The 24,406-nt window shown below is 73.9% G+C and carries 23 protein-coding genes; 6 read left to right on the top strand and 17 right to left on the bottom strand.

What is annotated here, in order from left to right; genetic code table 11:
* Positions 1 to 19 precede the first annotated feature (19 nt).
* Complete coding sequence (locus tag ACIQGQ_RS10560; RefSeq protein WP_402393179.1) at positions 20 to 874, top strand: diacylglycerol kinase; 855 nt, start codon at positions 20 to 22, stop codon at positions 872 to 874.
* 48 nt (positions 875 to 922) lie between these two features.
* On the top strand, positions 923 to 2,314 hold the full coding sequence (locus ACIQGQ_RS10555; RefSeq protein ID WP_402393177.1) for a hypothetical protein: 1,392 nt from the start codon (positions 923 to 925) through the stop codon (positions 2,312 to 2,314).
* Between the two features lie 87 nt (positions 2,315 to 2,401).
* Here the strand turns inward: ACIQGQ_RS10555 and ACIQGQ_RS10550 are convergent, their stop codons facing one another.
* Positions 2,402 to 2,848, bottom strand: a complete 447-nt coding sequence (locus ACIQGQ_RS10550; RefSeq protein ID WP_366289156.1) for a MarR family transcriptional regulator — start codon at positions 2,846 to 2,848, stop codon at positions 2,402 to 2,404.
* A 242-nt stretch (positions 2,849 to 3,090) separates the two neighbouring features.
* On the opposite strand from ACIQGQ_RS10550, the gene ACIQGQ_RS10545 reads away from it, so the two are divergent.
* The 3 genes from ACIQGQ_RS10545 to ACIQGQ_RS10535 all read left to right on the top strand — a co-directional run bounded on the left by ACIQGQ_RS10545 (position 3,091) and on the right by ACIQGQ_RS10535 (position 6,065).
* Positions 3,091 to 4,014 carry an ATP-binding cassette domain-containing protein gene (locus tag ACIQGQ_RS10545; RefSeq protein ID WP_402393175.1) on the top strand — a complete coding sequence of 308 codons (924 nt, stop codon included), beginning with the start codon at positions 3,091 to 3,093 and terminating at the stop codon, positions 4,012 to 4,014.
* The gene (locus ACIQGQ_RS10540; RefSeq protein ID WP_402393172.1) at positions 4,011 to 5,657 is read left to right on the top strand and encodes an ABC transporter permease; all 1,647 of its coding nucleotides are present in this window, start codon (positions 4,011 to 4,013) and stop codon (positions 5,655 to 5,657) included. The genes ACIQGQ_RS10545 and ACIQGQ_RS10540 overlap by 4 nt, the downstream gene beginning before the upstream one ends.
* A 78-nt stretch (positions 5,658 to 5,735) precedes the next feature.
* Complete coding sequence (locus tag ACIQGQ_RS10535) at positions 5,736 to 6,065, top strand: hypothetical protein (RefSeq protein WP_402393171.1); 330 nt, start codon at positions 5,736 to 5,738, stop codon at positions 6,063 to 6,065.
* Between the two features lie 63 nt (positions 6,066 to 6,128).
* Here the strand turns inward: ACIQGQ_RS10535 and ACIQGQ_RS10530 are convergent, their stop codons facing one another.
* The 16 genes from ACIQGQ_RS10530 to ACIQGQ_RS10455 all read right to left on the bottom strand — a co-directional run bounded on the left by ACIQGQ_RS10530 (position 6,129) and on the right by ACIQGQ_RS10455 (position 23,081).
* On the bottom strand, positions 6,129 to 7,358 hold the full coding sequence (locus ACIQGQ_RS10530; RefSeq protein ID WP_402393168.1) for a cytochrome P450: 1,230 nt from the start codon (positions 7,356 to 7,358) through the stop codon (positions 6,129 to 6,131).
* A 100-nt stretch (positions 7,359 to 7,458) separates the two neighbouring features.
* Positions 7,459 to 8,148 carry a response regulator gene (locus tag ACIQGQ_RS10525; RefSeq protein WP_402393165.1) on the bottom strand — a complete coding sequence of 230 codons (690 nt, stop codon included), beginning with the start codon at positions 8,146 to 8,148 and terminating at the stop codon, positions 7,459 to 7,461.
* A complete protein-coding gene (locus ACIQGQ_RS10520) occupies positions 8,145 to 9,488 on the bottom strand; it encodes a sensor histidine kinase (RefSeq protein WP_402393454.1) in 1,344 nt (447 codons plus the stop codon). Before ACIQGQ_RS10520 ends, ACIQGQ_RS10525 begins: the two co-directional genes overlap by 4 nt.
* Positions 9,489 to 9,720: 232 nt before the next feature.
* On the bottom strand, positions 9,721 to 10,605 hold the full coding sequence (locus ACIQGQ_RS10515) for an alpha/beta hydrolase family protein (protein WP_402393162.1): 885 nt from the start codon (positions 10,603 to 10,605) through the stop codon (positions 9,721 to 9,723).
* A 95-nt stretch (positions 10,606 to 10,700) separates the two neighbouring features.
* Entirely contained in the window at positions 10,701 to 11,909 is a 1,209-nt protein-coding gene (gene kynU / locus ACIQGQ_RS10510) for a kynureninase (RefSeq protein WP_402393160.1), read from the bottom strand.
* Entirely contained in the window at positions 11,902 to 12,750 is an 849-nt protein-coding gene (locus tag ACIQGQ_RS10505; protein ID WP_402393158.1) for a tryptophan 2,3-dioxygenase family protein, read from the bottom strand. Before ACIQGQ_RS10505 ends, kynU begins: the two co-directional genes overlap by 8 nt.
* 215 nt (positions 12,751 to 12,965) lie before the next feature.
* On the bottom strand, positions 12,966 to 13,379 hold the full coding sequence (locus tag ACIQGQ_RS10500) for a DUF3151 domain-containing protein (RefSeq protein ID WP_366288988.1): 414 nt from the start codon (positions 13,377 to 13,379) through the stop codon (positions 12,966 to 12,968).
* Between the two features lie 46 nt (positions 13,380 to 13,425).
* A complete protein-coding gene (locus ACIQGQ_RS10495) occupies positions 13,426 to 15,009 on the bottom strand; it encodes an MFS transporter (protein WP_402393156.1) in 1,584 nt (527 codons plus the stop codon).
* Between the two features lie 123 nt (positions 15,010 to 15,132).
* Positions 15,133 to 16,308, bottom strand: a complete 1,176-nt coding sequence (locus ACIQGQ_RS10490; protein WP_402393153.1) for a MalY/PatB family protein — start codon at positions 16,306 to 16,308, stop codon at positions 15,133 to 15,135.
* A gap of 96 nt (positions 16,309 to 16,404) precedes the next feature.
* Positions 16,405 to 17,436, bottom strand: a complete 1,032-nt coding sequence (gene fbaA, locus ACIQGQ_RS10485; protein WP_402393151.1) for a class II fructose-bisphosphate aldolase — start codon at positions 17,434 to 17,436, stop codon at positions 16,405 to 16,407.
* Between the two features lie 198 nt (positions 17,437 to 17,634).
* Positions 17,635 to 18,174: an orotate phosphoribosyltransferase gene (pyrE, locus tag ACIQGQ_RS10480; protein ID WP_136326594.1), complete on the bottom strand. Its 540-nt coding sequence runs from the start codon at positions 18,172 to 18,174 to the stop codon at positions 17,635 to 17,637.
* Positions 18,175 to 18,245: 71 nt separating this feature from the next.
* On the bottom strand, positions 18,246 to 19,046 hold the full coding sequence (locus tag ACIQGQ_RS10475; protein ID WP_402393147.1) for an aldose 1-epimerase: 801 nt from the start codon (positions 19,044 to 19,046) through the stop codon (positions 18,246 to 18,248).
* A gap of 75 nt (positions 19,047 to 19,121) precedes the next feature.
* Positions 19,122 to 20,063: a carbon monoxide dehydrogenase gene (locus ACIQGQ_RS10470; RefSeq protein WP_402393145.1), complete on the bottom strand. Its 942-nt coding sequence runs from the start codon at positions 20,061 to 20,063 to the stop codon at positions 19,122 to 19,124.
* An 83-nt stretch (positions 20,064 to 20,146) separates the two neighbouring features.
* Positions 20,147 to 21,745, bottom strand: coding sequence for a polyamine aminopropyltransferase (locus ACIQGQ_RS10465; RefSeq protein WP_402393142.1), 1,599 nt, complete (start codon positions 21,743 to 21,745; stop codon positions 20,147 to 20,149).
* A 178-nt stretch (positions 21,746 to 21,923) separates the two neighbouring features.
* Complete coding sequence (locus ACIQGQ_RS10460) at positions 21,924 to 22,445, bottom strand: DUF2617 family protein (protein WP_385203305.1); 522 nt, start codon at positions 22,443 to 22,445, stop codon at positions 21,924 to 21,926.
* Between the two features lie 303 nt (positions 22,446 to 22,748).
* The gene (locus ACIQGQ_RS10455) at positions 22,749 to 23,081 is read right to left on the bottom strand and encodes a hypothetical protein (RefSeq protein ID WP_402393140.1); all 333 of its coding nucleotides are present in this window, start codon (positions 23,079 to 23,081) and stop codon (positions 22,749 to 22,751) included.
* A 143-nt stretch (positions 23,082 to 23,224) separates the two neighbouring features.
* On the opposite strand from ACIQGQ_RS10455, the gene ACIQGQ_RS10450 reads away from it, so the two are divergent.
* The gene (locus ACIQGQ_RS10450; RefSeq protein WP_402393137.1) at positions 23,225 to 24,394 is read left to right on the top strand and encodes a pyridoxal phosphate-dependent aminotransferase; all 1,170 of its coding nucleotides are present in this window, start codon (positions 23,225 to 23,227) and stop codon (positions 24,392 to 24,394) included.
* The last annotated feature ends 12 nt before the right edge of the window (positions 24,395 to 24,406 follow it).

Here is a 24,406-nt window from a genome sequence, read left to right as displayed (position 1 = left end):
TACCCGAGGAAGGACCGAGGTGTCGGCTGCCCAGCCCCCCGGCGACGGTGCGCACCAGCTGCTGGTGGTCATCGACCCGGTCGCCCGCCGGACCGACGGCGAGTCCGTACGTATCGCGAAGGACGTCCTGAGCGCCGGATCGCACGCCAAGATCTGCCTGCCCGACGGGCCCGAGGAATTTGCCCGCGCGCTCGCCCGTCGGGGTGGTCGGCGGCCGGTGGTGGTCGGCGACGACCGCGCGCTGCGGCGGGCCGTGGCCCAGCTGCACCGGGAGCGCGAGCCGTCCGGCGGCGCCCTGGCGCTGGTCCCGGTGGGCCGGGCGGGCACGCTGGAGCTGGCCCACGCGCTGGGGGTGCCCCGGAGCGCGGTGGTGGCGGCGCGCACCGCGCTGGACGGCGCCGCGCGGCGGCTGGACCTGCTGGTGGACGACAGCGACGGGGTGGTGCTGGACGCGTTGCGCATCCCGGCCCCGAGCGTGCTGCCGGGCGCGGCGGCCGCGCACACCGGGGTCACCGCCGTGTGGGACACCTGCCGCAACCTGGTCCGCACGCTGGTGCGCCCGGCTCCGGCGGCGCCCGCCGACCCGCCGCCCGTGCACCGGCTGCGGGTCGAGGCGGACGGGGCCCTGCTGAACGGCCTGGACCGGCCCGTCGAGTCGGTGACCGTCACCCCGCGTGCCGGCGGGGGGCTCGCGGAGGTGGTGATCCGGCCGCCGTCGGCCGCCCCGGAGACGACGGAGGCGAAGGCCGTCACCGTCTCGGGCGCCGACTTCCGCTACCGGGCCGACATACAGGTCGGCGGGCCGGTCCGGACGCGGACCTGGACGGTGCGGGAAGGCGCCTGGGGGCTGATGCTTCCGGCGAAGGAGCGGTAGCGTCCGGCAGCGACACGGTTGTGGAGAAAACGTGACGGGGGTGGGGGCGTGCCGGACGCGGATGTCCGCGCGGGCGCGGACGGGGGTGCGGGCACGCCCGTGGCGCTGGACGTGCCGGAGACGGCGCTCGGGCTGGAGCAGTACCGGGGCACGGCGTGGCTCTGGGTCGCCGTCGGCATGGCGTGGGTGGTGGTGTGCGTACTGCTCGCCATGTTCGTCGGCGGGCCGTTCCGGGCGATGCTTCCGGGGGCGGTCGGCTGCGGCCTGGCAGCGGCGCTGACCGGGGTGCTGGTGCGGCGGCGGGCCCGGCGGATGCGCGGGGTGCTGGAGGCGCGGCCGTGGCAGGCCCGCTCCTCGGTCGCGGTGATGTCCGGGATGAGCGGGGCGGCGGTCGTACTGGGCGGCGGGGACTCGGCGGACGAGCTGCTGCCGCTGCGGCCGCTCACGGCGCAGTGGCGGTTCTCACTGCTGAGCGGGCCCGCCGGGGTGCTGTGGTGGTGCGGCGACCCGCGTACCGGCGGGGTACTGGCCCCGCCCGGTGGCGGGCAGCTGCTCTGGGCCGGGCCGCTGCGGGGGCGCCGGGCCCGCAGGCTCGTGGCCAGGCCGGAGATCGGCGCGCTGCGCACCCGCCCGATGCCCGTGGCACCGCAGGTGCCCGTCGGCGGTGCGGCCCTGCCGGCGCCTCCGGACGGGGACGAGAACGCCGGGGCCGGCATCCGGGAGGCGGACCTGCGCCACTCCGTACTGGCCGCCATGGCGGAGCGCCACGGCGAACTGCGGGGGCCGGACCGGCCCGGGAAGGGTGCGAACGCAGGGGCGGAGGCGGACGGGACCCTGCCGGCCGGTCCGGACCGGCCGGTGACCTGGTGGCGGGTGCGGGCGCTGCGGCGGCTCTCCGCGCTCGGTGTGGCCACCGGGCTGCTGGCGTACACGGCCCTGATCGTGGTGCTCTACGGGGCCGTGGGGGCCGAGGCCGTCTCGGGATTCGCGGGTCCGCTGGCGCTGCTCAGCGGACCCGCAGGGATCTACCTCGGCTGGCGGATGTTCCGCTCGGGCATTCCTCTCGCGCGCCGGATGGCCCGGGCGGCCACGGCACCGGAGTCCCGGACGCGGCGCTACGCCCTGCTGTCCGACCGGCACGACGCGGAGGCCGGTCCGCTGCTCCTGGTCTTCCCGGCCGGGGAGGGGGACGCGAGCGGGGACGACCTGCCGGAGGGGATGCTGCGGCTGCTGCCACCGGGATCGGAGAAACGCCCCTGGGAGGGGCTGCCCGCACCCACCGGGACGGTCCGGCTGCGGGGGTGGATCGACGGGGAACCACTGGTCGTCGCCTGGATCGAGGGGCGGCCGTACTGGCCCCAGACCCCGTACGAAGCCGTCGGCCCGTCCGACCCGGAGGCCCTCCGCAAGGTGGCGGAGCTGCTGCCCGGGCCCATGTGACGGCTCCCGGGGCGGGGCCGGGGCAGGCACACCCCGGCGACTGACGCGGGCCGCCCCGGTGGCCGAGGCCCGGCCGATGGCCGCCCGTCAGGCGCTCGTGTGCTCCTCGTGGGGCGGGAAACCGAGCGTTCTGCGGTGCTCCTGCCAGCGCCCCATCACTCCGACCAGCTCCGCCTGGAGGAACTCGAAGAACGCCACGGTCTCGGCGAGCCGGGACCCGGCCGGGGTGTCCTCGCCCAGGACGCGGACACCGTCCCTGAGCGTGTTCTCCCAGCGGGTCAGCACCCGGTCCCGGTTGGCGAAGGTCGTGTACCAGACCTCGTCGTGCAGGCGGTACCGGTCGCGGCGCGAACCCGGCTCGCGCTCGCGGCCGACCATGCTGACCTGCGTGAGGTAGCTGACCGCGCCGGACACGGCGGCCGGGCTGATCTGCAACGCGAGGGCCAGCTCCGCCGAGGTCATGGACCCGTCGTCGTCCGCGAGGAGCGCGGCGAAGACCCGGGCCGCCATCCGCTGCATCCCCGCCTCGGTCATCTCGGCCGCGAACCGCTCCACGAACCGGGACACGGCCTCCGCGTCCCGCCCGGGTCCATGGTCCCGCCCGGATTCGCCGCCCTGCCCGGACTCGTGCCGCCCGGACTCCGCACGCGCCGTCTGTTCGGTCTCGCTGGTCATGGCCCGATCGTCTCCCCTGTCCTTCCGGCCCCCGCCGTGACGCCAACTTTATACGCTTCCTTAACTTCACAAGTTTGTGAACGTAGCGTACATTCAGAAACATGACTAGGGCGATCACCGTGGCCGGACTGCACAAGTCGTTCGGCCGGACGCATGCGCTGGACGGTCTCGACCTCACCGTCGAGACCGGCGAGGTCCATGGCTTCCTCGGGCCGAACGGGTCGGGGAAGTCCACCACCATCCGGGTGCTCCTCGGCCTGCTCCGGGCCGATTCCGGCGCCGCTCAGCTGCTCGGCCGCGACCCCTGGCGGGACGCGGTGGAGCTGCACCGCTCCGTGGCCTACGTCCCCGGTGACGTCACGCTGTGGCGCAACCTCTCCGGCGGCGAGGTGATCGATCTGTACGGCAGCCTGCGCGGCGGGCTGGACGCGACCCGCCGGGCCGAGCTGATCGACCGCTTCGAGCTGGACCCGACCAAGAAGGGGCGCACGTACTCGAAGGGGAACCGGCAGAAGGTGGCCCTGGTCGCCGCCTTCGCCTCCGACGTGGAGCTGCTGATCCTCGACGAACCCACCAGCGGGCTCGACCCGTTGATGGAGGAGGTCTTCCAGGAGTGCGTCGCCGAGGAGCGGGCGCGCGGGCGCACGGTGCTGCTCTCCAGCCACATCCTCAGCGAGGTCGAAACGCTCTGCGACCGGGTCAGCATCATCCGCCAGGGAAGAACGGTGGAGACCGGCTCGCTGGCCGACCTGCGCCACCTCACGCGGACGAGCATCGCCGCCGAGCTGGCCGGTGCGCCCGACGGGCTGGCCGGGCTGCCCGGGGTCCACGACCTGGACGTCCAGGGGCACCGGGTGACCCTCCAGGTCGACACGGACAAGCTGGACGCGGTGCTGCGCGCGCTCACCGCCTCGGGCGTTCGGACGCTGGCGAGCAGCCCGCCCACCCTGGAGCAGCTGTTCCTGCGCCACTACGCGGCGGACGCCCCCGGGGACACCGCCCCCGAGGGGGTGACCGCGCGATGAGCGCCGCGGCCACGACCGCCCCGGCCGGCGCGGAAAGCCGGAGCGGGCGCCGGAGCGGTGCCGGGACGGGCCGGTTCGCCGGTACGGGGGTGCTGCTGCGGCTCGCCCTGCGGCGGGACCGGATCATGCTGCCGGTCTGGGTGCTGGCGCTCGGCGGCTCCTTCTCCTCGGTGGCCGGTTCGATCGCCTCGCTGTACGGCACCGCCGCCCAGCGCGCCGACCTCGCCGCGTCGATGAACGCGAACAGCTCGATCCGGGCGATGTACGGGCCGGTCTTCGACGACTCGGTCGGCGGGCTGGTCGGCTGGCGGATGGCCTCGCTCGGGGCGGTGCTGGCGGCCGTGATGAGTCTGATCGTCGTCGTCCGGCACACCCGCGAGGAAGAGGAGACCGGCCGTCAGGAGATGCTCTCCGCCGCGATGGTGGGGCGCCGCGCCCCGCTGACCGCCGCGCTCCTCACCGCGCTGGTCGCCGACGCGGCGCTGGCGCTGGTGATCGCGGCGGGTCTGGCGGGTTCCGGGGCGGGCGGGGCGGGAGCGGTGGCCCTCGCACTGGCGGTCGCCGGAACCGGCGCGCTGTTCGCCTGCACGGCCGCGATCGCCGCCCAGCTGACCGAGAGCGCCCGGCTGGCCAAGGGGCTCACGGCGGCGGTGATCGGCGCCGCGTTCGTCCTGAAGGCGGCGGGCGACTCGGCGGCGGACGACGGCTCGTCCGTGCTGACCTGGCTCTCCCCCATCGGCTGGACGGAGAACGTCCGGGCCTACGCGGACGAGCGCTGGTGGGTGCTGCTCCTGCTCGCGGCGGCCGTCGCGGCCCAGGCCGTCCTCGCCTACACCCTGGCCGGGCGGCGGGACCTCGGCATGAGCTTCCTGGCGACGAGACCGGGGCCGGCCCGGGGGCGGATCGGCACGGCGGCGGGGCTCGCGCTGCGGCTCCAGCGCGGCGCCCTGACCGGGTGGACGCTCTGCTTCGCCGTGGTCGGGGTCGCGTTCGGCGGGCTGGCCGACGGGGCGGCCGATCTCGTCGGCGGCAACGAACGGACCAGGGAGATCGTCGAGCGGATGGGCGGGCAGTCCGGCCTGACCGACGCGTTCCTCGCCACGATGGTCTCGATGCTCGGGATGGTCGCGTCGCTGTACATCGTGGCGTCGGTGCTGCGGCTGCACGGCGAGGAGACCGCCGGGCGTGCCGAGCCGGTGCTGGCGGGCGGGGTCGGCCGGATCGGCTGGGCGGCCGGTCATCTGGTCATCGCCTTCGGCGGCGCGGCCCTGCTCATGACGGTCGGCGGGCTCGGCCTCGCGGCGGGGTACGGCCACGATCTCCCGGCGGTGCTGGGGGCGGCGCTGGTGCAGCTTCCGGCGGTCTGGCTGCTGGGCGGGGTGGCGGTCCTGCTGCACGGGGCGGTCCCGAAGGCGGCGGTGGCGGCCTGGGGCGTCGCCGGGATCTGCCTGGTGCTGGGGTGGCTCGGGCCCGCGCTCGACCTGCCGCGACTGGTGATGGACCTGTCCCCGTTCACGCATCTGCCGAGACTTCCGGGCGGCGCGGGAATGGCCTGGGGTCCGGTGCTCGCGCTCACCGCCGTGGCGGTGGCCCTGGTCGGGGCCGGGGCGGCGGCCCTGCGCAGACGGGACATGCTGAGCTGAGCCGGGCCCGTCCCGGCCGGACGGGACGGCTGCCCCGGCGGTGCAACCTCGCCGGGGCGGCCGAGCGTCACACCGATCATGGACAACCGAAGCGAAGCGTTCCGCGGGGTCGCCGGATGCCTGGTCGTCGCCGCGGGCGGCGTCGCCGGGATGCTGGCCTGGACGCCGTACGGCAGACACGGCCTCGTCAGTGGTTTCGAGGGGGCGAAGGAGTGGAACGTGCTGTGGCTCGGGCTGCCCGTCATGACGCTCGGCGGCATGGCGGCCGGGCTCACCCTCGCCGCCCTCGCGGGGCGGAAGTGGCGGCGCGCGCTCGGGGCGGCGACGGCGCTCGCGGCCCTCGCCGGATTCGGGGTGGCCTTCGACGTACTGGAGGGGCCGCCCCTGGCCTGCGGTCCGGGGTGCTGAGAGGACACGGGGCGCCGGGTCGCCGGTCCGGGGCGGGGCACCGGCTCCCCCGCGCCCCGCTCGTCACAGTTCGACGCGGAGTTCCCTCAGGCCCCTGATCACATAGCCCGGGTTCCACTCGGGCTCGGCGGCCAGGCGCAGGTCCGGGGCGCGGCGCAGCAGTTCGCCGAAGGAGGCGGCCAGCTCGACCCGGGCCAGTGGGGCGCCCAGGCAGAAGTGGATGCCCGCCCCGAAGGTGACGTGCGGGTTGTCCCGCCGGGCCAGGTCGAGGGTGTCCGGTCCGGCGAACCGGGCGGGGTCGCGGTTGGCCGAACCGAAGAGCAGGGCCACCTCCGAGCCGCGCGGAACGACCGTGCCGTCGATCTCGATGTCGTCCAGCACCCAGCGCTCGAACATCTGCAAGGGGGTGTCGTAGCGCATCAGCTCCTCGATCGCCGTCGGCAGCAGACCGTGGTCGGCGCGGAGGGCGGCCAGCTGCTCCGGGTGGCGGAACAGCGTCCACCAGCCGTTCACCGTGGTGTTGACGGTCGCCTCGTGCCCGGCGTTGAGCAGCAGCACGCAGGTGGAGACCATCTCCTGCTCGGTCAGCCGCTCGCCCTCGTCGTGTGCGGCGATGAGTGCGGAGATCAGATCCGTACCGGGGTTCTCGCGCCGCTGGGCGATCAGCTCGCGCAGGTAGGCGGAGAATTCGAGCGAGGCGCGGACGGCGGCGTCGGCGGTCTCCTCGGAGGGATTCAGCTCGAACATCCCGACGATCGCCGCCGACCAGGGCCGCAGCAGGCCCCGGTCGGACTCCGGGATGCCGAGCATCTCGGCGATGACGGCCACCGGCAGCGGTTCGGCGACGGCGGTGAGCAGGTCGCCGCCGCCCGCCTCGACGAAGGAGTCGACGAGTTCGGCGGCCAGCCGCCGTACGGTCGGGACGAGCCCCTCGACCGTGCGCGGGGTGAACGCCTTGGAGACCAGGCGCCGGATACGGGTGTGGTCGGGGGCCTCCAGGTCGAGGAGCCCCTGCCCGTTCAGGGTGTGGAAGGGCTCGTGCGCGGCGGGCGGCGGGGTCCGGCCGAACTCCTCGTGGGTGAAGCGGTGCAGATACGTACGCCCCAGCCGGCGGTCGCGCAGCAGCGCGGACACATCGGCGTGGTGCGGGACGAGCCACTGGTCGGTCGGCTCGAAGCGGTGCACCCGGCCGGTGGCGCGCAGCGCCGCGTAGGCGGGGTACGGGTCGGCGACGAAGGCCGGGGACCAGGGGTCGAAGGGGGCATCGGCCGCGGAACGGGGGGAAGGGCGCATGACCGGACGCTAACCGCACCCCGCCGTGGCCGACCACCCGCCCCGGACACCCCGGTCCCGTACACCTCGGCCTCTGTCGCCCCGGTCCCGGTCGCCGCCCTCAGGACGGGGTGACCAGGCGGGCCTCGTAGGCGAAGACGGCCGCCTGGGTGCGGTCGCGCAGCCCCAGCTTCACCAGGATGCGGCTCACATGCGTCTTGATGGTGGACTCGGCGACCACCAGGTGCGAGGCGATCTCGGCGTTGGAGCGGCCCTGCGCGATGAGCACCAGCACCTCCGTCTCGCGCTCCGTGAGGTCGCCGATCCGGGCGAGCGCCGGTGAGCGCGGGGCGTCGGCGAGCTTCGAGAACTCGTTGATCAGCCGCTTGGTGACGGTCGGGGCGAGCAGTGCCTCCCCGGCGGCCACCACCCGTACCCCGTCGGCGAGCTGGCGGGCGGAGGCGTCCTTCAGGAGGAAGCCGGAGGCCCCGGCGCGCAGCGCCTGGTAGACGTACTCGTCGAGGTCGAAGGTGGTCAGCACCAGGACCTTGGCGTCCGCGTCGGCGGCGACGATCTCGCGGGTGGCCTCGATGCCGTTCAGCTCCGGCATCCGGATGTCCATCAGGACCACGTCGGGGCGGAGCGCCGCGACCTGTGCGATGGCCTGCCGGCCGTCGACCGCCTCGCCGACGACCTCGATCCCCGGCATGGCGTTGAGCAGCACCGAGAAGCCCTCGCGGACCATCATCTGGTCGTCGACGATCAGCACCCGGATGGGCGGAGTGGCGGAGCCGGTGGAGAGGGTGCTCATGCCCGGCCCGCCTGTTCCACCGACGCGCCCGTGGCCGTGGCCGTGGCCGCGGGGCCGGTCTTGTCGAGCACCACGGTGCGCGCACCGTCCTGGTCGCGGGGCTCGGGTTCGGCCTGCACGGGGATGAACGCGGCGATCTCGTAACCGCCCTCGCCGGTCGGCGTGGCCGTCATCTCCCCGTTCAGCATCGCGACCCGTTCCCGCATCCCCGTGATGCCGTGCCCGGCCCCCTGCGAAGGCTTCACCGGACCGGTCGGCGCCCCGTTGACGATCCGCAGCCCGACCCCGCCGAGCACATAACCGATCTCGACCCGGGCGGTGGCGCCCGGCGCGTGCCGCAGCGTGTTGCTGAGGGCCTCCTGGATGATCCGGTACGCCGACAGCTCGACCCCCTGCGGCAGCTCCCGCACCGCGCCGGTGATCGCCTTCTCCGTCTCCAGACCCGCCTCGCGCACATTGGCGAGGAGCCCGTCGAGCTGGGCGAGGGTGGGCTGCGGGGCGTCCGGGGCCTGGTAGTCCTCGGCCCGTACGACTCCGAGGACCCGGCGCAGCTCGGTGAGGGCGGCGACGGCGTTCTCCCGGATCGTGGCGAAGGCCTGCTCCAGCTCGGGCGGCGGGTTCTCCACCCGGTACGGGGCGGCCTCGGCCTGGATCGCGACGACCGACATGTGGTGGGCGACCACGTCGTGCAGTTCCCGGGCGATGGTGGTGCGCTCCTCCAGGAGGGTGCGCCGGTCTCGTTCGACGGCGGTCACGGTGCGCTGCACGGTCACCTCGCGCTCCGCGTCCCGGCGGGTCTGCACCAGGGCGACGACGAGCAGGGCGAACGCGGAGACGACGCCCATGGCCACGGTGGTGGTGCCGGGCCGCCAGATCAGGTTCTCCATGAACGTGCCGAGGAGCACGGTCAGGGTCCACATCCAGGCGGCGGTGCGCGGCCGGGTCCGGGCGGCGACGACGACGAGCACGACCAGGTGCGCGAAGAAGTTGGTCGGCCCCCAGGGCCACCCGTGGTCGCCGAAGACCGCGATCACCGGGGTCGTCCCGAGCGACACCCAGAACGCCCCGACGGGCCTGATCAGCGTCATCGCCACGGCAATGGCCGGGACGAGCGTGAGCAGCTGGGCGATCGGGTAGTCCGACCGGGACATCCCGGCCAGGAAGACCACGAGCGCGGTCAGCACCACCAGCGCGTGCGGGGTCCACACGGCGCGGGCCCGTATCCGCGCGGGCAGCAGACGGACCAGCGGCCCGTCGTCACGCATCGGCGGCAACGGGCGGTACGCGAACGCCTCGTGGAAGAGGGCCTGCCGGAGGCCGCCCATCGCCCCCGCGGCCATCCGGTACTCCGGGCTTCTGCTCTTGGTCTCGGTCACGCCACCACGGTAGGCGGCGGCCCCGGGCCGGGGCGTCCGCAGTGAAGCGGATTCCGGGCCGTCCGTCGCAAGTACTACCCGCCGCACCGCATCCGTCCGTACTGCCGACGCGAAACGGAAGCGTGTCCCCCGCAGCGCCGGGGACACCCCCGTACCGCTCCACCACCGACCCCGCACGCCCCGCCCGTCCCCGGGCTCACCAGGCGAGTTGGGCGATCTCCTCCGCCACCACCGCGCAGGCGTCCGTCGCCGGGTCGATCAGCGGGAAGTGGCCGACGTCGGGCAGCAGGGTCAGCCCCACCGTCTCGCCGGCCCGCGCCGCCGCGTCGACGTACGCCTCCGCGACCGCCGGCGGCACATCGGTGTCCCTGGTGCCCTGCACCACGGTGGTCGCGATGCCGGTGGGCAGCAGTACGGCCGGGTCGGTGTGGCGGGCCCGCTCCTCGAACTCCGCCCCGCCCGGCCCGTCGCCGAGGAACTGGCCGACCGCCCCGGAGCACACGTCCAGCGCGACGGACGTGGTGAAGTCCGCGATCGGGGCGAGCGCGACGACCCCCCGCAGCTCCGGCGGCTCGGGCAGCCGCCACGGCGACCCCGCGGGCAGTACGTGCCGGGCGGCGGCCCACAGCGCCAGGTGCCCGCCTGCCGAGTGCCCGGTGACGACGATCCGCCGGACATCGGCGGCCGGAGCCTCCCGGGCCAGCAGCGACGGCAGCGCGTCCATCGCCGCGGCGACGTCGTCGAGGGTCTCCGGCCAGCGCCCCGCGACCGGGTCCGTGCCCCGCTGCCCCGGGATCCCGCCACCGCGCCGGTACTCGACGCTCGCGACGACGAATCCGCGCCGGGCCAGGAAGTCCGCGAACGGCGACACATGGCCGCGGTCGTACGGCGCCCGCCACGACCCGCCGTGCAGCACGACCACGACGGGCGCCCCGGTCCGCCCGTCGCGCGGGGCGTAGAAGTCGATCAACTGGTCGGGGTGGTCGCCGTAGGCGGCGGACGAGTCGGGCGCGACCGGTGGATGCGCGAAGGCCGACTCGGCCTCGGCGGCGTCCCGATCGCGCGCGGCGGAATCCGACATGCTGCCCCACCCTCCGGTAGCTGGGCCCAACTGGCCTGACCTGCGGGGACGGTACCAGTACGAAAGGTTCCCGTCCCCGCACGGCGCCCGACTCCCTACGGCGCCGCCGGTACGCCGTCCAGCACCTCGGCCAGCACCCGCGCCGCCCGCTCCACGTCCGCGAACCCGACGTACAGCGGGGTGAACCCGAACCGCAGCACGTCCGGGCGGCGCAGGTCGCCGACGACGCCCCGGGCGATCAGCTCGGCCATCACCGGCTCCGCGTCCGCGCAGCGCAGCGCGACCTGGCTGCCGCGCTCCGCGTGCGCGACCGGGGTCACCGAGGCGACCCGGCCCTCCGGCACGTACGCGGCGACGCACTCCAGGAAGAAGTCCGTCAGCGCCAGCGACTTGGCCCGCACGTCCTCGACCGACACCCCGTCCCACACGTCGAGCGAGGCTTCGAGCGCCAGCATGGAGAGGATGTCCGGGGTTCCGGCCCGGCCCCGTACGGCACCGTCGGCCGGGGTGTACGCGGCCGTCATGCCGAACGGGTCGGCGTGCGAGGTCCACCCCGGCAGCGGCGAGTCGAAGGCCGCCTGATGGCGCTCGGCGACATACAGGTAGGCGGGCGAACCGGGCCCGCCGTTCAGGTACTTGTACGTGCAGCCGACAGCCAGGTCCACCGCGTGCGCGTCCAGCCCGACCGGCAGGGCGCCCGCGCTGTGGCACAGGTCCCAGACGGCGAGCGCGCCCGCCGCGTGCGCGGCGGCGGTCAGTCCGGGCAGGTCGTGGAGCCTGCCGGTGCGGTAGTCGACGTGGTTGAGCAGCACGGCCGCGGTGCGCGGGCCGAGCGCCCCGGGGACGTCGGCGGGGGCGACCGGGACGATCCGGTGGCCGGTCATCCGGGCCGCGGAGGCGGCGATGTACCCGTCCGTCGGGAAGGTCGTCGCGTCCACCAGGATCTCGTCGCGGCCCTCCGGGGCCAGCCGGGTCGCGGCGACGACGGCCTTGAAGACGTTGACGCTGGTCGAGTCGGACACGACGATCTGCCCGGGGGCGGCCCCGACGAGCGGGGCGATCCGGTCGCCGATCCGCTCCGGCGCGGTCCACCAGCCGCTCTCGCCCCAGGACCGGATGCGCAGCTCGCCCCACTCCCGGGTGAGGACCTCCTGCATCCGGGCAGGGACGTGCGCGGGCAGCGCCCCGAGCGAGTTGCCGTCCAGGTAGACGGTGTCGTCGAGGACGAAGAGCTTCCGCGTACCGGCGAGCCGGTCGGCGGCGTCGAGCGCGGCGGCCCGCGCGGCGAAGGAGCTGTCAGACATGGCTGCGCGCCGTCCACAGCTCGGGGAAGACGTTCTTCGCGGCCCGCTTCTCCAGCCAGGCGACCCCGGCGGAACCGCCCGTACCGGTCTTCGAGCCCATCGCCCGCCGGGTGGCGACCAGGTGGTCGTTGCGCCAGCGCCACACGAGCTCGCCGACGTCGGTGAGCGCCTCGGCGAGCCGGAGCAGCTCCTCGTGGCGCTCGGGCTCGGCGTAGATCTCCACCCAGACGGCCTCGACCTCGGGCGACGGCTCGTACCTGCGGGTCAGGTCGCGCGTGAGGACGGCCTTCGGCACGGCGAAGCCGCGCCGGGCGAGCAGGGCGAGCACCTCGTCGTACAGACCGGGCTCGGCCAGCGCCTTCTCCAGCTCGGCGTGGACCCGGGGGGCGCCGCGGTGCGGCACCAGCATCGACGCCGACTTGTCGCCCAGCAGGAACTCCATCCGCCGGTACATCGCCGACTGGAAACCGGAGCCCTCGCCGAGGGCGCCGCGGTAGGAGTTGAACTGGGCGGGGGTGAGCTGGGCCAGCGGCTGCCAGGAGGCGTTGAGCGCCTCCAGCTCCCGCACCGACCGCTTGAGCGCGTCGCGCGCCACGGTCAGCCGGTCCTCGCGCAGGGCGTGCGCGGCGGTCTCCCACTCATGGACGATTACGGTGAACCACAACTCCATGACCTGGGTCGTCACCAGGAACACCATCTCGCCCGGGTCGTCGGAGCGGGGGTGCTGGAGGTGGGTCAGGACATCCGCCTGGACATAGTCCTCGTACGGAGTCGTTCCCGCGAAGTCGAGGTGCGGGGTCTCCGCACCGGTGGCTTCGGGGTCGGGGTGGATCGTCGACATCGCTGTCTCCTCGACACAAGCTTCCGGGTAGCGGTCCGCCCCTTCCGTGAGGTGGTGGAGCTCCGGTCCCCTGTTCGCATCCTACGAACAACACGGACCCCGTGGGCAACCGCTCCCCACGAGGTCCGTCCGGCGACAACGCCCAGGTCGCGCCGAGGGCGTCCCCGTTCCGGACCAAGCCGGTCCCGACCCCGACAAAGCGCCCCGGGAGCTTTCTAGCCCAGGGTCTCGGCCGCGGTCGGCGAGGAGTCGCGCAGGAAGGCCGTGCAGCGCTCGTACTCCTCCTTCTCACCGATCGCGCCGGCGGCCCGCGCCAGGGCGTGCAGGGCGCGCAGGAAGCCCCGGTTCGGCTCGTGCTCGAACGGCACCGGGCCGTGGCCCTTCCAGCCGGCCCGGCGCAGCGCGTCGAGCCCGCGGTGGTAGCCGGTGCGGGCGTAGGCGTACGACTCGACGGTCCGGCCGCCCTCGAACGCCTCGTCCGCGAGCTGCGCCCAGGCCAGGGAGGAGGTCGGGTACTTCGCGGCGACGTCGGTGGGGGGCGTGCCGTTCGCGAGCAGCTCGCGCGGCTCCGGGTCGTCGGGCAGGTGGGTCGGGGGCGGGCCCCCGAGCAGGTTCTCGTGGATCGACATGGGTTCAAGTGTGCCTGGCACCCGCGTGCCCGGGTACCCGGCGGGGTCAGCCCGTACCGTCCTCCGCCCGGCCCGCGTCCCGCTGCCCGCGCTCCTTCCCCTCCGCCTGCCCGGCGCTCCTCCCGTCCTCCTCGGGCGCGGGCTCCAGCGGCGGGGCGGCGATCCCGCAGTGCACCGCGCATTCGGGCCGCGCCTGCTCGTGCTCCTCGGGAGCGGGAGCGGGCGTACGCACCGTCGCCCAGGCGATCCCCGCCCCCAGGACGAGCAGCCCGGCGCACATCGGCATCGCCCGGCGGAAGGTCGCGGCGAACTCCCCGGCGTCCCGGTACGCCTCCGGTCCCATGCCGGCCAGCAGCGGCAGCGCGGCCACGGCGATCAGCCCGGCGGCGCGGGCGGCGGCGTTGTTGATCCCGCTGGCGAGACCGGCCCGGGCGGTGTCGACGGAGGCCAGCACGGTCGCGGTGAGCGGCGCGACCAGGGTGACCAGCCCGACGCCGAGCACCCCGACCGCCGGAAGCACCTCGGTGAGGTAGCCGTGGACGGAGCCCGAACCGGGCCCGACCCGCAGCATCAGCAGCATGCCCGCGGCGGCGATCAGCGGCCCGGCGGTCAGCGGGATACGGGGCCCGATGCGCTGCCCGAGCTCGCCCGAGGCGGCCGAGAAGAGCAGCATCAGCACGGTCGTCGGCAGCAGCGCCGTGCCCGCGCCGAGCGCCGAGTACCCGGCCACCACCTGGAGCTGGATCGCGGCCAGGAAGAAGTAGCCGCCGAGCGCCGCGTACACGCAGAGGGTGATGACGTTGACGGCGGTGAACTGCCGGGAGGCGAAGACCGAGGGCGGCAGCATCGGTTCCGCCCGGACCTGCTCCACCCGCACGAAGACCGCCCCGAGCAGGACCCCGCAGACGGCCGCCCCGATCACCGGCCCGGAGGCCCCCTGCCCCGGCGCCTCGATCAGCGCGTAGGTCACCAGGGCGAGGGCGAGAGCCGCGAGCACCGCCCCCAGCACGTCGAAGCGCCCCCGCGCCCGCGGGTCCCGCGACTCCGGTACGTGGCGCAGCGCCACCGGTACGCAGACCGCGGCGAGCGGCACGTTGAGCAGGAAGACCCACCGCCAGCCCGGCCCGTCGACCAGCCAGCCGCCGACGAACGGCCCGACGGCGGCCCCGACCCCGCCGAGCCCCGACCACAGCCCGACCGCGCGGGCCCGGTCGTCGGGGTGGAAGCTCGCCTGGATCAGGGCCAGCGAACCGGGGGTGAGCAGGGCCCCGCCGATGCCCTGGAGGGCGCGGGCGCCGACGAGCACGGCGGCGTTCGGCGCCAGGCCGCAGAGCGCGGAGGCGGCGGCGAACCAGACGACGCCGACGACGAAGACCCGCCGCCGCCCGTACCGGTCGCCCAGGGAGCCGCCGAGGAGGATCAGCCCGGCGAGGGTGAGCATGTAGGCGTTGACGGTCCACTGGAGGGCGGCCAGGTCGGTGCCGAGGTCCTTGCCGATCCGGGGCAGGGCGACATTGATGACGGTGGAGTCCAGCATGACCATGCTGGAGCCGAGGACGGTGGTGAGGACCACCCGGCGTCCGGTGGCGGAGGCGACGCGGATGGCTCCCGGCTCGGCTGCGTCAGACATACGAGCAGCATCCCCGCTCCACCCGGCCCCTGCCATCGGAACGGCGGTTCCGCCCCCGGCCGTCACACCTCCCGTGCCACCGCGCCACCCGGCCCGTCACCGCTCATGCCGCCGCGCCCCGGGTCACGCCGCCCGGCCCGTCACCGCCCGGACGCCCCGGATCAGCGCCTCCACCCCGGCGGCGGCCTTGGAGCGCGGGCACCCCACGTTCAGCCGTACGAAGCCCTCCGCCCCGTACACCCCGCCCGGCATCACCGCGACCTTCTCCCGCTCGATCAGCACCCGCTGGAGCTCCGCGTCGCCCTCGACACCGGCCGGACGCAGATCGATCCACGCCAGGTACCCGGCCTCCGGCGGCCGCCAGCCCAGCTCCGGAAGCTCCTCGTCCAGCCGCCGCGCGACCAGCTCCAGGTTCCCGGCGACGTACTCCCGGGCCGCGTCCAGCCACGGGGCCGACTCCCGGTAGGCCGCGATGTGCGCGGTCAGCGACAGCACCGCCGGGGAGGCCAGCCCCTCCGCGGTCTCCATCCGCCGCAGGAACTCCGTCCGGTCGGCCGGGTCGCCGATCAGCCCGTACGAACCGGACAGCGCCGGGAAGTTGAACGCCTTCGACGCGGAGGTGACCAGCGCCCAGCGGGTGGCGCCCGCGACCCGCGTCCACGGCACGTGTATTCGCCCGGCGTGCGCGAAGTCCGCGTGTATCTCGTCGCTGATCACCGCGACCCCGTGCCGGGCGGCCAGCGACGCGAACGTGCGCAGCTCGTCCTCCGTCCACACCCGGCCGGTCGGGTTGTGCGGGGAGCACAGCACCAGGACCTTGCTGTCCGGGCGGGCCAGCTCGCGCTCCAGAGCGGCCGCGTCCCCCACCGGCACCCCGCGCAGCTCCCGCCGCAGCCCCGTCACCGCCTTGCGGAAACCGTCGTACGTGGGGGTGTGGACGACCACCCCGTCGCCCTCCCCGGTCCACATCTGGAGCAGCTGCGAGAGCTGGCTGAGCACCGAGGGCCCGTAGACCAGCTGCCCGGTGTCCACCTCCGTGCCGTACCGGGTCGCGTACCAGTGGGCTATCGCCGAGCGGAAGTCGTCCTGCCGCCAGTCCGTGTAGCCGAACACCCCGTGGTCGATGCGGGAGCGCAGGGCGTCCAGCACCTGCGGGGCGGTGCGGAAGTCCATGTCGGAGATGGTGAACGGCAGCAGCCCGTCCACCCCGAACCGGTCCGCGACCCCGTCCCACTGGACACACCAGGTGCCCCGGCGGTCGACGACGGTGTCGAAGTCATAGCGCGCGCTGGAACCCACAGCGACCCCTTCGGCTTGCGTAGATGTGTGTCGGACATGCCGGGGGCCCGGCACCCCACGGGATACCGGGCCCACGACAGCACTTCGTACCAGGTGCTACTTCAGCCGGGTACCGGTGGAACGCAGGTTGGCGCAGGCCTCCGTGACGCGCTCGGCCATGCCCGCCTCGGCGGACTTGCCCCAGCTGCGCGGGTCGTAGACCTTCTTGTTGCCGACCTCGCCGTCGACCTTCAGCACGCCGTCGTAGTTGCGGAACACGTGGTCCACGATCGGGCGGGTGAAGGCGTACTGGGTGTCGGTGTCGAGGTTCATCTTCACGACGCCGTTCTCCAGCGCGGTGGCGATCTCCTGCTCGGTGGAGCCGGAGCCGCCGTGGAAGACGAAGTCGAAGGGCTGGCTGCCGGCCGGCTTGCCGTACTTGGCGGCGACGCCCTCCTGGAGGTCCTTCAGCAGCTCGGGGCGGAGCACGACGTTGCCCGGCTTGTAGACGCCGTGGACGTTGCCGAAGGAGGCGGCCAGCAGGTAGCGGCCCTTCTCGCCCAGGCCGAGCGCCTCGGCGGTGCGCAGCGCGTCGTCGACGGTGGTGTACAGCTCGTCGTTGATCTCGTGCGAGACGCCGTCCTCCTCGCCGCCGGTCGGGGTGATCTCGACCTCAAGGATGATCCTGGCGGCGGCGGCCTTGGCCAGCAGCTCCTGGCCGATGGCCAGGTTGTCGGTCAGGGTCTCGGCCGAACCGTCCCACATGTGGCTCTGGAACAGCGGGTTCTCGCCCCGGGCGACGCGCTCGGCGGAGATGTCGAGCAGCGGACGCACATAGCCGTCCAGCTTGTCCTTCGGGCAGTGGTCGGTGTGCAGCGCGACGGAGATGCCGTACTTGGCGGCGACGATGTGCGCGAACTCGGCCAGGGCGACGGCGCCGGTGACCATGTCCTTGCTGTACTGGCCGCCCAGGAACTCCGCCCCACCGGTGGAGATCTGGACGATGCCGTCGCTCTCCGCCTCGGCGAAGCCGCGCAGCGCCGCGTGCAGGGTCTGGGTCGACGTCACGTTGATGGCCGGGTAGGCGAACTTCCCCGCCTTCGCCCGGTCGAGCATCTCGGCGTAGACCTCGGGGGTTGCGATGGGCATCTGACCGCTCCTTGGGATATGCGGGTGTGCGTGCTGGTTCCCTGACCTGGGGGCGACGTCATCGTCGCCCCCATCTTCCCAGACTCTCGGCCGGGCTCCACCCGGTGGTGTGCCCTGCGGCCCGCCGACCGGTCACGGGCATGCGAAAGGGGTGGGGTGTTTCACGTGAAACACCCCACCCCTCAAAAAAACCGCAGGTCAGGCCAGGTCGAGATCGGCGACCGAGTAGACGTGGACATACGGGAGACCGGCCTCGGCGATCGCCGGGGCCGCACCGCGCTCCACGATCACGGCCACGGCCACGACCTCGCCACCGGCCTCGCGGACCGCCTCCACGGCGGTCAGCGGCGAACCGCCGGTGGTCGAGGTGTCCTCGACCACCAGGCAGCGGCGGCCCTTCACGTCCGTGCCCTCGATGCGGCGCTGCATCCCGTGCGCCTTCTGCGCCTTGCGGACGACGAACGCGTCCAGCTCCTGCCCGCGCGCGGCGGAGGCGTGCAGCATCGAGGTGGCGACCGGGTCGGCGCCCAGGGTGAGCCCGCCCACGCAGTCGTAGTCCAGCTCGGCGGTGGCGTCGAGCATCACCTGACCGACCATCGGAGCGGCCTTGCCGTCCAGCGTGATGCGGCGCAGGTCGATGTACCAGTCGGCCTCAAGACCCGAGGAGAGGGTCACCTTGCCGTGTACCACGGCCTTGTCCTTGATCTGCTGGAGCAGCTCAGCACGTACGTCAGTCATGGCTACGAGCTTAAGCGGCACACCGGACGCCGACTTTCACGCCGCCTCCCGGAGCCTTCCAGCACCGCCCGTCACAGCCGGCGCCAGCTCCAGGTCGTCGCGATCTCCAGCGGATCGATCGGGGTCACGTACCGGGGCTCGGTGTTCAGCCCGTTCGGCGGGCCGGACTGCGGCTCCACGCAGACCGCCGCCTCCTGCTCGTCGTAGATCACGACCCACTCGGTGCGGCTCTTCACGGTCAGCTCCAGCTGCTCCGGCCAGGTGAGCGTCACCTCCACCCCGTCCGGCATCCCGAAGCAGTCGTCCCAGGGGCCGTCCAGCGGCGGGATGCGGCGGCCGGTCGGCAGATGGTCGGCGCCGCGCTCCTCCTGCCAGGCCGCGTCGAAGGAGAGCCGCACCTCCTCGCCGTCCTCGCCGAGCCTGCGCAGGAACCACGGGTGCCAGCCCGCCTGCGCCGGGAACGAGTCGCCGTACGTCTCGATGCCGAAGGCGAGGGTGAGCGAGTCCTCGGACAGCTCGAAGGTCTGGGTCACCCGGCCCGGGTACGGCCAGGGGTCGGCCAGGTCGTAGTAGAAGGACGCCTCGCGTTCGGCCACTCGGGCGGTGCGCCAGGCGGTGTCCCGGCCGGTGCCGTGGATGGCGTGCGGCGGGGCGTTCACCGGCAGCCGGTGCGGGACGTCGCCGTTGTGGAACAGGCCGTTCCTGGTGCGCCCGCACCACGGCACCATCGGGAAGCAGCCGTAGTGGGCCCCCTGCCTCAGCAGTTCGGTGCCACCGATCCGCAGGCTGTCGATGCGACAGCCGTTGGCGGGGTTCACGGTCAACTCTGCGTCGCCGACGGACAGCCGGACGTCCTTCTCGCTGCTACTCACCCGACGAGGTTACTGACCCGGCCCGAGCAGGGGAAAACCCTTGCCGCCGCCCTCGCGCGCCCCGGACCGCACCGCTCAGCGCCGCCGTCGCAGCACCCGGGTCACCACCACCGCGGACGCCACCGCGAACGCGGCGGCCGGGACGACCCAGCGGAGCGCGGCGCCCGCGTTGACCGCGTCGGGCGACGGGACGGGGGCGTACCGGCCGCGCGGCGGCGCGTGGTCGACCTCCTCGGCGCTGCGGCCGATCATGGTGCGCCGGGCGTGCGCGGCCTCCGCCGGGGGCTCCTCGGGAACGGTGAACTCGACCTCGGAGACCGGATCGAGCGAGGGCGGCGGTACGGGGGCGTCGAAGACGGCCCCGGTGCCCGGAGGGTTCCCGCCCCCGTCCGCGTCCCCGTTCGCGTTCGAGTCCGCGTCCTTGTCCGCGGCCGCGGGAGGGGTCCCCTCGGTGGCCGTCCCGGTCGTGTCGGCCTCCTCCGCCGCCTCTTCGATGGCCTGCTCCACGGCCTCGCCCACGGACCGCTCGGCGGCCGCCCCGCCCCCGTCGCCGGCCTCACCACCGCCCGCCAGCGTCTCCGTCACCAGCTGCTGGGCGAACCGGTCGAGCAGCCGCCGGGCCGCCGCGAGCGCCGCCGCCGCGTCCAGCTCCAGGATCCGGCCGTCGCCGTCCGCCGTACCCGCGAAGCCGATCGCCGTGCCGCCGTCCCGCCCGGTCAGCCGGACCGTGAGCCGCAGCCGCACCGAACCGCCGCCCCGGGCCTCGGCGCCCTCGCCGGTCACCAGAACCACCGGAGCGTCCCCGGCACCGGCCTCCGCCCCGTCCGCGAGCCGCAGCGCGCCCCGGTACGTGATCGTGTGGCCGTCCACCCTGATCCTGAGCCGGCCGGACAGCGGGTCCGCGGACGCGTCGGCGTCCTGCTGAAGCCCCGGAACGCACCGGGCGACGCGGGCGGGGTCGCCGAGCGTCCGCCGGAGGGACGGGACCGGAACCGGAACGAACACCTCATGCTCCATGGAAACCGAGCCTACTCAGCCCCGGCCGCCACGTCAGCGGTTCACCGCCGAGCGGCCCACACCGCACCCCCGCCCCGCACCCCTCAGCGCTCCTCCCAGTACCTCGGGTGCACCAGCGTCGACGGCGGCAGCCCGGACGGCCGGGCCCGGTCCGCCAGCCGCCCGGCCTCCGCCAGCGCCCGCTCCGTCATCGACCGCAGCACCGGCGCCCCCGTGGCGAGCCCGAGCCCCGGCCGCTTCCCCCGGCCGGCCAGGACGAAGCCCCAGCCGCGCACATCACGCCGCCGGTGGGTGGCCCGGTCCGGCCCGGCGGTGGAGTCGGAGGGCCGGCCGCTCATCCAGTACGGGCGGGTGGCGAGCCCGGCCGACCGCATCGACGCCTCGACCGTCCAGTACGTACGCGGCCGGGTCAGCGGCGGGCCCCCGTGCACCACCAGCCGCCCGCCGGGCGCCAGCGACTTGGCGACCAGCCCGTAGAACTCCGCCGAGTACAGCTTGGTGCTGCTGGAGATCCCCGGATCGGGCAGGTCCGAGACGATCACGTCGTAGTGGCCGTGGCGCGCCCGCAGCCAGTTGAAGGCGTCCGCAGTGACCGCCGTGACCCGCGGATCGCGGTAGGCGTGGCCGTTCAGCTCCGAGAGCGCCCGGTCCTCACGGGCCAGTCGGGTGACGCCCGCGTCCAGCTCGACCACGGTGACCTCGCGCACGTCCCGGTAGCGCAGCACCTCGCGGGCGGCGAGTCCGTCACCGCCGCCCAGGACCAGCACCCGGGCGTGCGGCCCGTTCATCGCCGGATGCACCAGCGACTCGTGGTAGCGGTACTCGTCCCGCGCGCTGACCCGCAGCCGCCCGTCCAGGTAGAGGTCGAGGGAGTCGCGGTCCGAACCCGTCAGCACCACTTCCTGGACCGAGGTCTGCTCGGCGACCCGCACCCCGTCCCCGTACACCGCGCGCCGCGCCGCCCTCTCGAAATCGCCGACCAGCGCGGTGGCGACGGCCAGCACCACGATCACCACCACGTTGCACAGGATCAGCAGCAGCCGGGAGCGCCGGGTGAGATCCCGCCGGAACACGCACAGCACCAGCGCCCCGCCCGCCGCCGCGTTGACCGCCCCGGTGAACAGCGCCCCGGTCAGCTGGCCGAGCACCGGCAGCAGCAGGAACGGAAAGGCGAGCCCGCCGACCAGCGCGCCCACGTAGTCGGCGGCGAAGAGATCCGCCACGGCACCGCCCGCGTCCTGCCGGTCCACCCGCTGGATCAACGTCATCAGCAGCGGGATCTCCGCCCCGATCAGGATGCCGATCGTCAGCGAGAACCCCACCAGGGCGAACCGCGACTCCCCGACCCAGGCGAACGAGGCGTACAGCACCAGCGCCGAGGAGCCGCCGACGAGCGCGAGAGCCGCCTCGATCAGCCCGAACCCCTCGGCGGCCCGGCTGCGCAAACGTTTCGCGAGAAGCGACCCGACCCCCATCGCGAACACCATCACGGAGAGCACGACGGACGCCTGGGTGACCGAATCGCCGATCAAGTACGAAGCGAGCGCGACCAGTTCGAGCTCGTACACCAGGCCGCAGGCGGCGCAGACGAAGACCGCGGCAAGGACGAGGCACCGACCGGTCCTCGGTCGCACGGGAAGACGCGCCGCGCCCCCTCGCAGCGAAACCTGCTGGTCGATCATGACCGAACGCTACGTCACGAACCTGTGGCAGCCTGTCACCCACAAGGGTGTAAATGGCGTGCTCATAACGGAGTTGGGCGGATCGGCACAGCGGGGAGAGCCGATGAGGCCGACCGGACCTGGACGCAATGGGGCAGGTGATCCCGACAAGGACGCGAAGCCGCGGAACCGGACCGGGTCAGAAGACCGCCGCGGGCGTCCGCACCCCCACCCGGGTGCGCGTCACGACCAGCTGCCCCTCCTGCGGGTACGCGTGCCAGGTGCGCCACCGCACCTGGCCCTCGGTCCGCTGGGCGAGCATGGCGGTGAAGGCGTGCGGGCTGCCGGGGAACGTCCCGGCGAGGCCGTGCGGATGGTCGGCCACCAGGGCGAGCAGCTCCTGCGCGCGCCCCGCGAACGAGCCCGCCGACAGCGTCTCGACGCGTGCCGCGAACTCGTACTCCCACCCCCCGAGCCGCTTGGAGACGCCGAGCGGGAGCGGGGTGCTGCTGCCGGGGATACAGGCGACGGTTTCGGAACAGGTCCCGCGGTCTTCTTCGAGGAGCACCTGATGGGAGGCGCCGAGCAGCCGCATCTGCAACTTGGCACCGTCGAGGTCCAGGTCCAGCACGGCCAGCGCGGGCAGCGGTTCGCGCCCCAGCGCCCAGGCGAGGTCGGCAGCACGGGTGTCTGAATAAGCAGTCTGGAGGGTCGTGAGCATGGGTCGGCTCCGCAGGAAAGCATGGACGCATGGACAGGGGACGCCCCCCTGGCGTGCTGCTCGTGGGAGGTGGGTAGCGCCCGATCAGGTCCAACTAGGGTCCTAGGGCTGAAAGTTCTCTCAACCGAGGGAACCACGAATAAGTCGCATCCACAGCGTTTTTACCCAACTTGCCGGGGTTTCCATCCCCTCGGGGGCCCCTCGGATCATCTGTTCACGGACGACCCGCGGAACCTCCCAACAAAAAGGTGCCTGGCGGGAGTTCACCCGCCAGGCACCTTTCGGCCGTGCTCTGCGCCCCGGTCAGCTACCCCCGCCGCAGCCGCCTCCGCCGCCGCACGAGGAACCACCGCCGCAGGAGTGTCCCCCGCCGCACGAGTGCCCACCGGAATGACCGCCGGAGCTGCCCCCGGAGTCACCGGCCACCGAGCCGCAGGACGTACCGCCGCCGCCACCGGAACTGCCCGCGGCGCTGTTGTTCCCCGCCCACCAGCTGCCGCCCGAGGCGCTGCCGCCGCCCGAGCCCCGGCGCACGCTCCGGTAGCGCGCCGCCTTCCGCCGCCGTGCCCTCGACACCGTCATCACGATCAGCCCGACCACCACGGCCGCCGCGATCGCGCCTATGACAACACTCATGGCTCCCGCCCTTCCGTTCCCCCGAAGCGAGCTCCCCCGCTTCCACGCTCGCGCGCACCGCACGCGTGGAGGTGGGATGCCCCGCGCCCGAACGGTCAAAGCAGACTTGAGCAACTCCAGAGCTTCCGCGCAGGATGGCAGTCATGACACAGGGACGACCGCTGCTCAACCGCCGCCTCGACGGCTTCGGCACGACGATCTTCGCGGAGATGTCCGCGCTCGCCGTACGCACCGGCTCCATCAACCTCGGCCAGGGCTTCCCCGACACCGACGGCCCCGAGGAGGTCCGCGAGGCCGCGGTCCGGGCGCTGCGGGAGGGGAAGGGCAACCAGTACCCGCCCGGCCCCGGCATCCCCGAGCTGCGCACCGCGATCGCCGACCACCAGCGGCGCTTCCACGGCCTGGCCGTCGACCCCGACACGGAGGTCCTGGTCACCGCCGGTGCGACGGAGGCCATCGCGGCGGCCATGCTCGCGCTGCTGGAACCGGGCGACGAGGTGATCGCCTTCGAGCCCTTCTACGACTCGTACGCGGCCTGCATCGCGATGGCCGGCGCCCAGCGCGTGCCGCTCACGCTGCGCGCACCGTCCTTCCGCCCCGACCTGGACGAGCTGCGGTCGAAGATCACCCCGCGCACCCGCCTCCTGCTCCTGAACACCCCGCACAACCCCACGGGCACCGTCCTCACCCGCGAGGAACTGACCGCCATCGCCGCACTCGCCGTCGAGCACGACCTCCTGGTCGTCACCGACGAGGTCTACGAGCACCTGGTCTTCGAGGGCGAGCACATCCCGATGGCCTCCCTGCCCGGCATGCGCGAGCGGACCGTCACCATCTCCTCCGCCGGCAAATCGTTCTCGTACACGGGATGGAAGGTCGGCTGGGTCACCGCGCCCGCCCCGCTCGTCACCGCCGTACGGACCGCCAAGCAGTACCTGACCTACGTCAGCGCGGGCCCCTTCCAGTACGCGATCGCCGAGGCGCTGCGCCTGCCGGACACGTACTTCGACACCTTCCGCGCCGACCTGCGGCGCAAGCGCGACCTGCTCGCCGACGGCCTGCGGGCGGCCGGGTTCGAGGTCCACCGGCCGCAGGGGACGTACTTCATCACCACCGACATCTCCCCGTTCGGCGAGACGGACGCCCTCGCCTTCTGCCGCGCCCTCCCCGAACGCCACGGGGTGGTCGCGGTACCCAACTCGGTCTTCTACGACGACCCGGAGGCGGGGCGCAGCCTCGTGCGGTTCACCTTCTGCAAAAGGGACGAGGTGTTGCGGGAGGCGGTCGGCCGGCTGCGCCGGGCGGCGCCCTGACCGGGCGCGGAC

The sequence above is a fragment of the Streptomyces sp. NPDC092952 genome, assembly GCF_044754785.1.
GTDB lineage: Bacteria > Actinomycetota > Actinomycetes > Streptomycetales > Streptomycetaceae > Streptomyces.
This window is presented reverse-complemented; position numbering and strand designations above follow the sequence as displayed.

What these genes read in the sequence shown, in the direction of transcription:
- ACIQGQ_RS10535 (WP_402393171.1), top strand. Translation starts at nt 5,736, where the DNA reads ATGGACAACCGAAGCGAAGCGTTCCGCGGGGTCGCCGGATGCCTGGTC.
- ACIQGQ_RS10495 (WP_402393156.1), bottom strand. Translation starts at nt 15,009, where the DNA reads ATGTCTGACGCAGCCGAGCCGGGAGCCATCCGCGTCGCCTCCGCCACC.
- ACIQGQ_RS10460 (WP_385203305.1), bottom strand. Translation starts at nt 22,445, where the DNA reads ATGCTCACGACCCTCCAGACTGCTTATTCAGACACCCGTGCTGCCGAC.
- ACIQGQ_RS10540 (WP_402393172.1), top strand. Translation starts at nt 4,011, where the DNA reads ATGAGCGCCGCGGCCACGACCGCCCCGGCCGGCGCGGAAAGCCGGAGC.
- ACIQGQ_RS10525 (WP_402393165.1), bottom strand. Translation starts at nt 8,148, where the DNA reads ATGAGCACCCTCTCCACCGGCTCCGCCACTCCGCCCATCCGGGTGCTG.
- ACIQGQ_RS10530 (WP_402393168.1), bottom strand. Translation starts at nt 7,358, where the DNA reads ATGCGCCCTTCCCCCCGTTCCGCGGCCGATGCCCCCTTCGACCCCTGG.
- pyrE (WP_136326594.1), bottom strand. Translation starts at nt 18,174, where the DNA reads ATGACTGACGTACGTGCTGAGCTGCTCCAGCAGATCAAGGACAAGGCC.
- ACIQGQ_RS10520 (WP_402393454.1), bottom strand. Translation starts at nt 9,488, where the DNA reads ATGGCCGCGGGGGCGATGGGCGGCCTCCGGCAGGCCCTCTTCCACGAG.
- ACIQGQ_RS10500 (WP_366288988.1), bottom strand. Translation starts at nt 13,379, where the DNA reads ATGTCGATCCACGAGAACCTGCTCGGGGGCCCGCCCCCGACCCACCTG.
- ACIQGQ_RS10455 (WP_402393140.1), bottom strand. Translation starts at nt 23,081, where the DNA reads ATGAGTGTTGTCATAGGCGCGATCGCGGCGGCCGTGGTGGTCGGGCTG.
- ACIQGQ_RS10470 (WP_402393145.1), bottom strand. Translation starts at nt 20,063, where the DNA reads ATGGAGCATGAGGTGTTCGTTCCGGTTCCGGTCCCGTCCCTCCGGCGG.
- ACIQGQ_RS10515 (WP_402393162.1), bottom strand. Translation starts at nt 10,605, where the DNA reads ATGTCGGATTCCGCCGCGCGCGATCGGGACGCCGCCGAGGCCGAGTCG.
- ACIQGQ_RS10465 (WP_402393142.1), bottom strand. Translation starts at nt 21,745, where the DNA reads ATGATCGACCAGCAGGTTTCGCTGCGAGGGGGCGCGGCGCGTCTTCCC.
- fbaA (WP_402393151.1), bottom strand. Translation starts at nt 17,436, where the DNA reads ATGCCCATCGCAACCCCCGAGGTCTACGCCGAGATGCTCGACCGGGCG.
- ACIQGQ_RS10450 (WP_402393137.1), top strand. Translation starts at nt 23,225, where the DNA reads ATGACACAGGGACGACCGCTGCTCAACCGCCGCCTCGACGGCTTCGGC.
- ACIQGQ_RS10505 (WP_402393158.1), bottom strand. Translation starts at nt 12,750, where the DNA reads ATGTCGACGATCCACCCCGACCCCGAAGCCACCGGTGCGGAGACCCCG.
- kynU (WP_402393160.1), bottom strand. Translation starts at nt 11,909, where the DNA reads ATGTCTGACAGCTCCTTCGCCGCGCGGGCCGCCGCGCTCGACGCCGCC.
- ACIQGQ_RS10545 (WP_402393175.1), top strand. Translation starts at nt 3,091, where the DNA reads ATGACTAGGGCGATCACCGTGGCCGGACTGCACAAGTCGTTCGGCCGG.
- ACIQGQ_RS10550 (WP_366289156.1), bottom strand. Translation starts at nt 2,848, where the DNA reads ATGACCGAGGCGGGGATGCAGCGGATGGCGGCCCGGGTCTTCGCCGCG.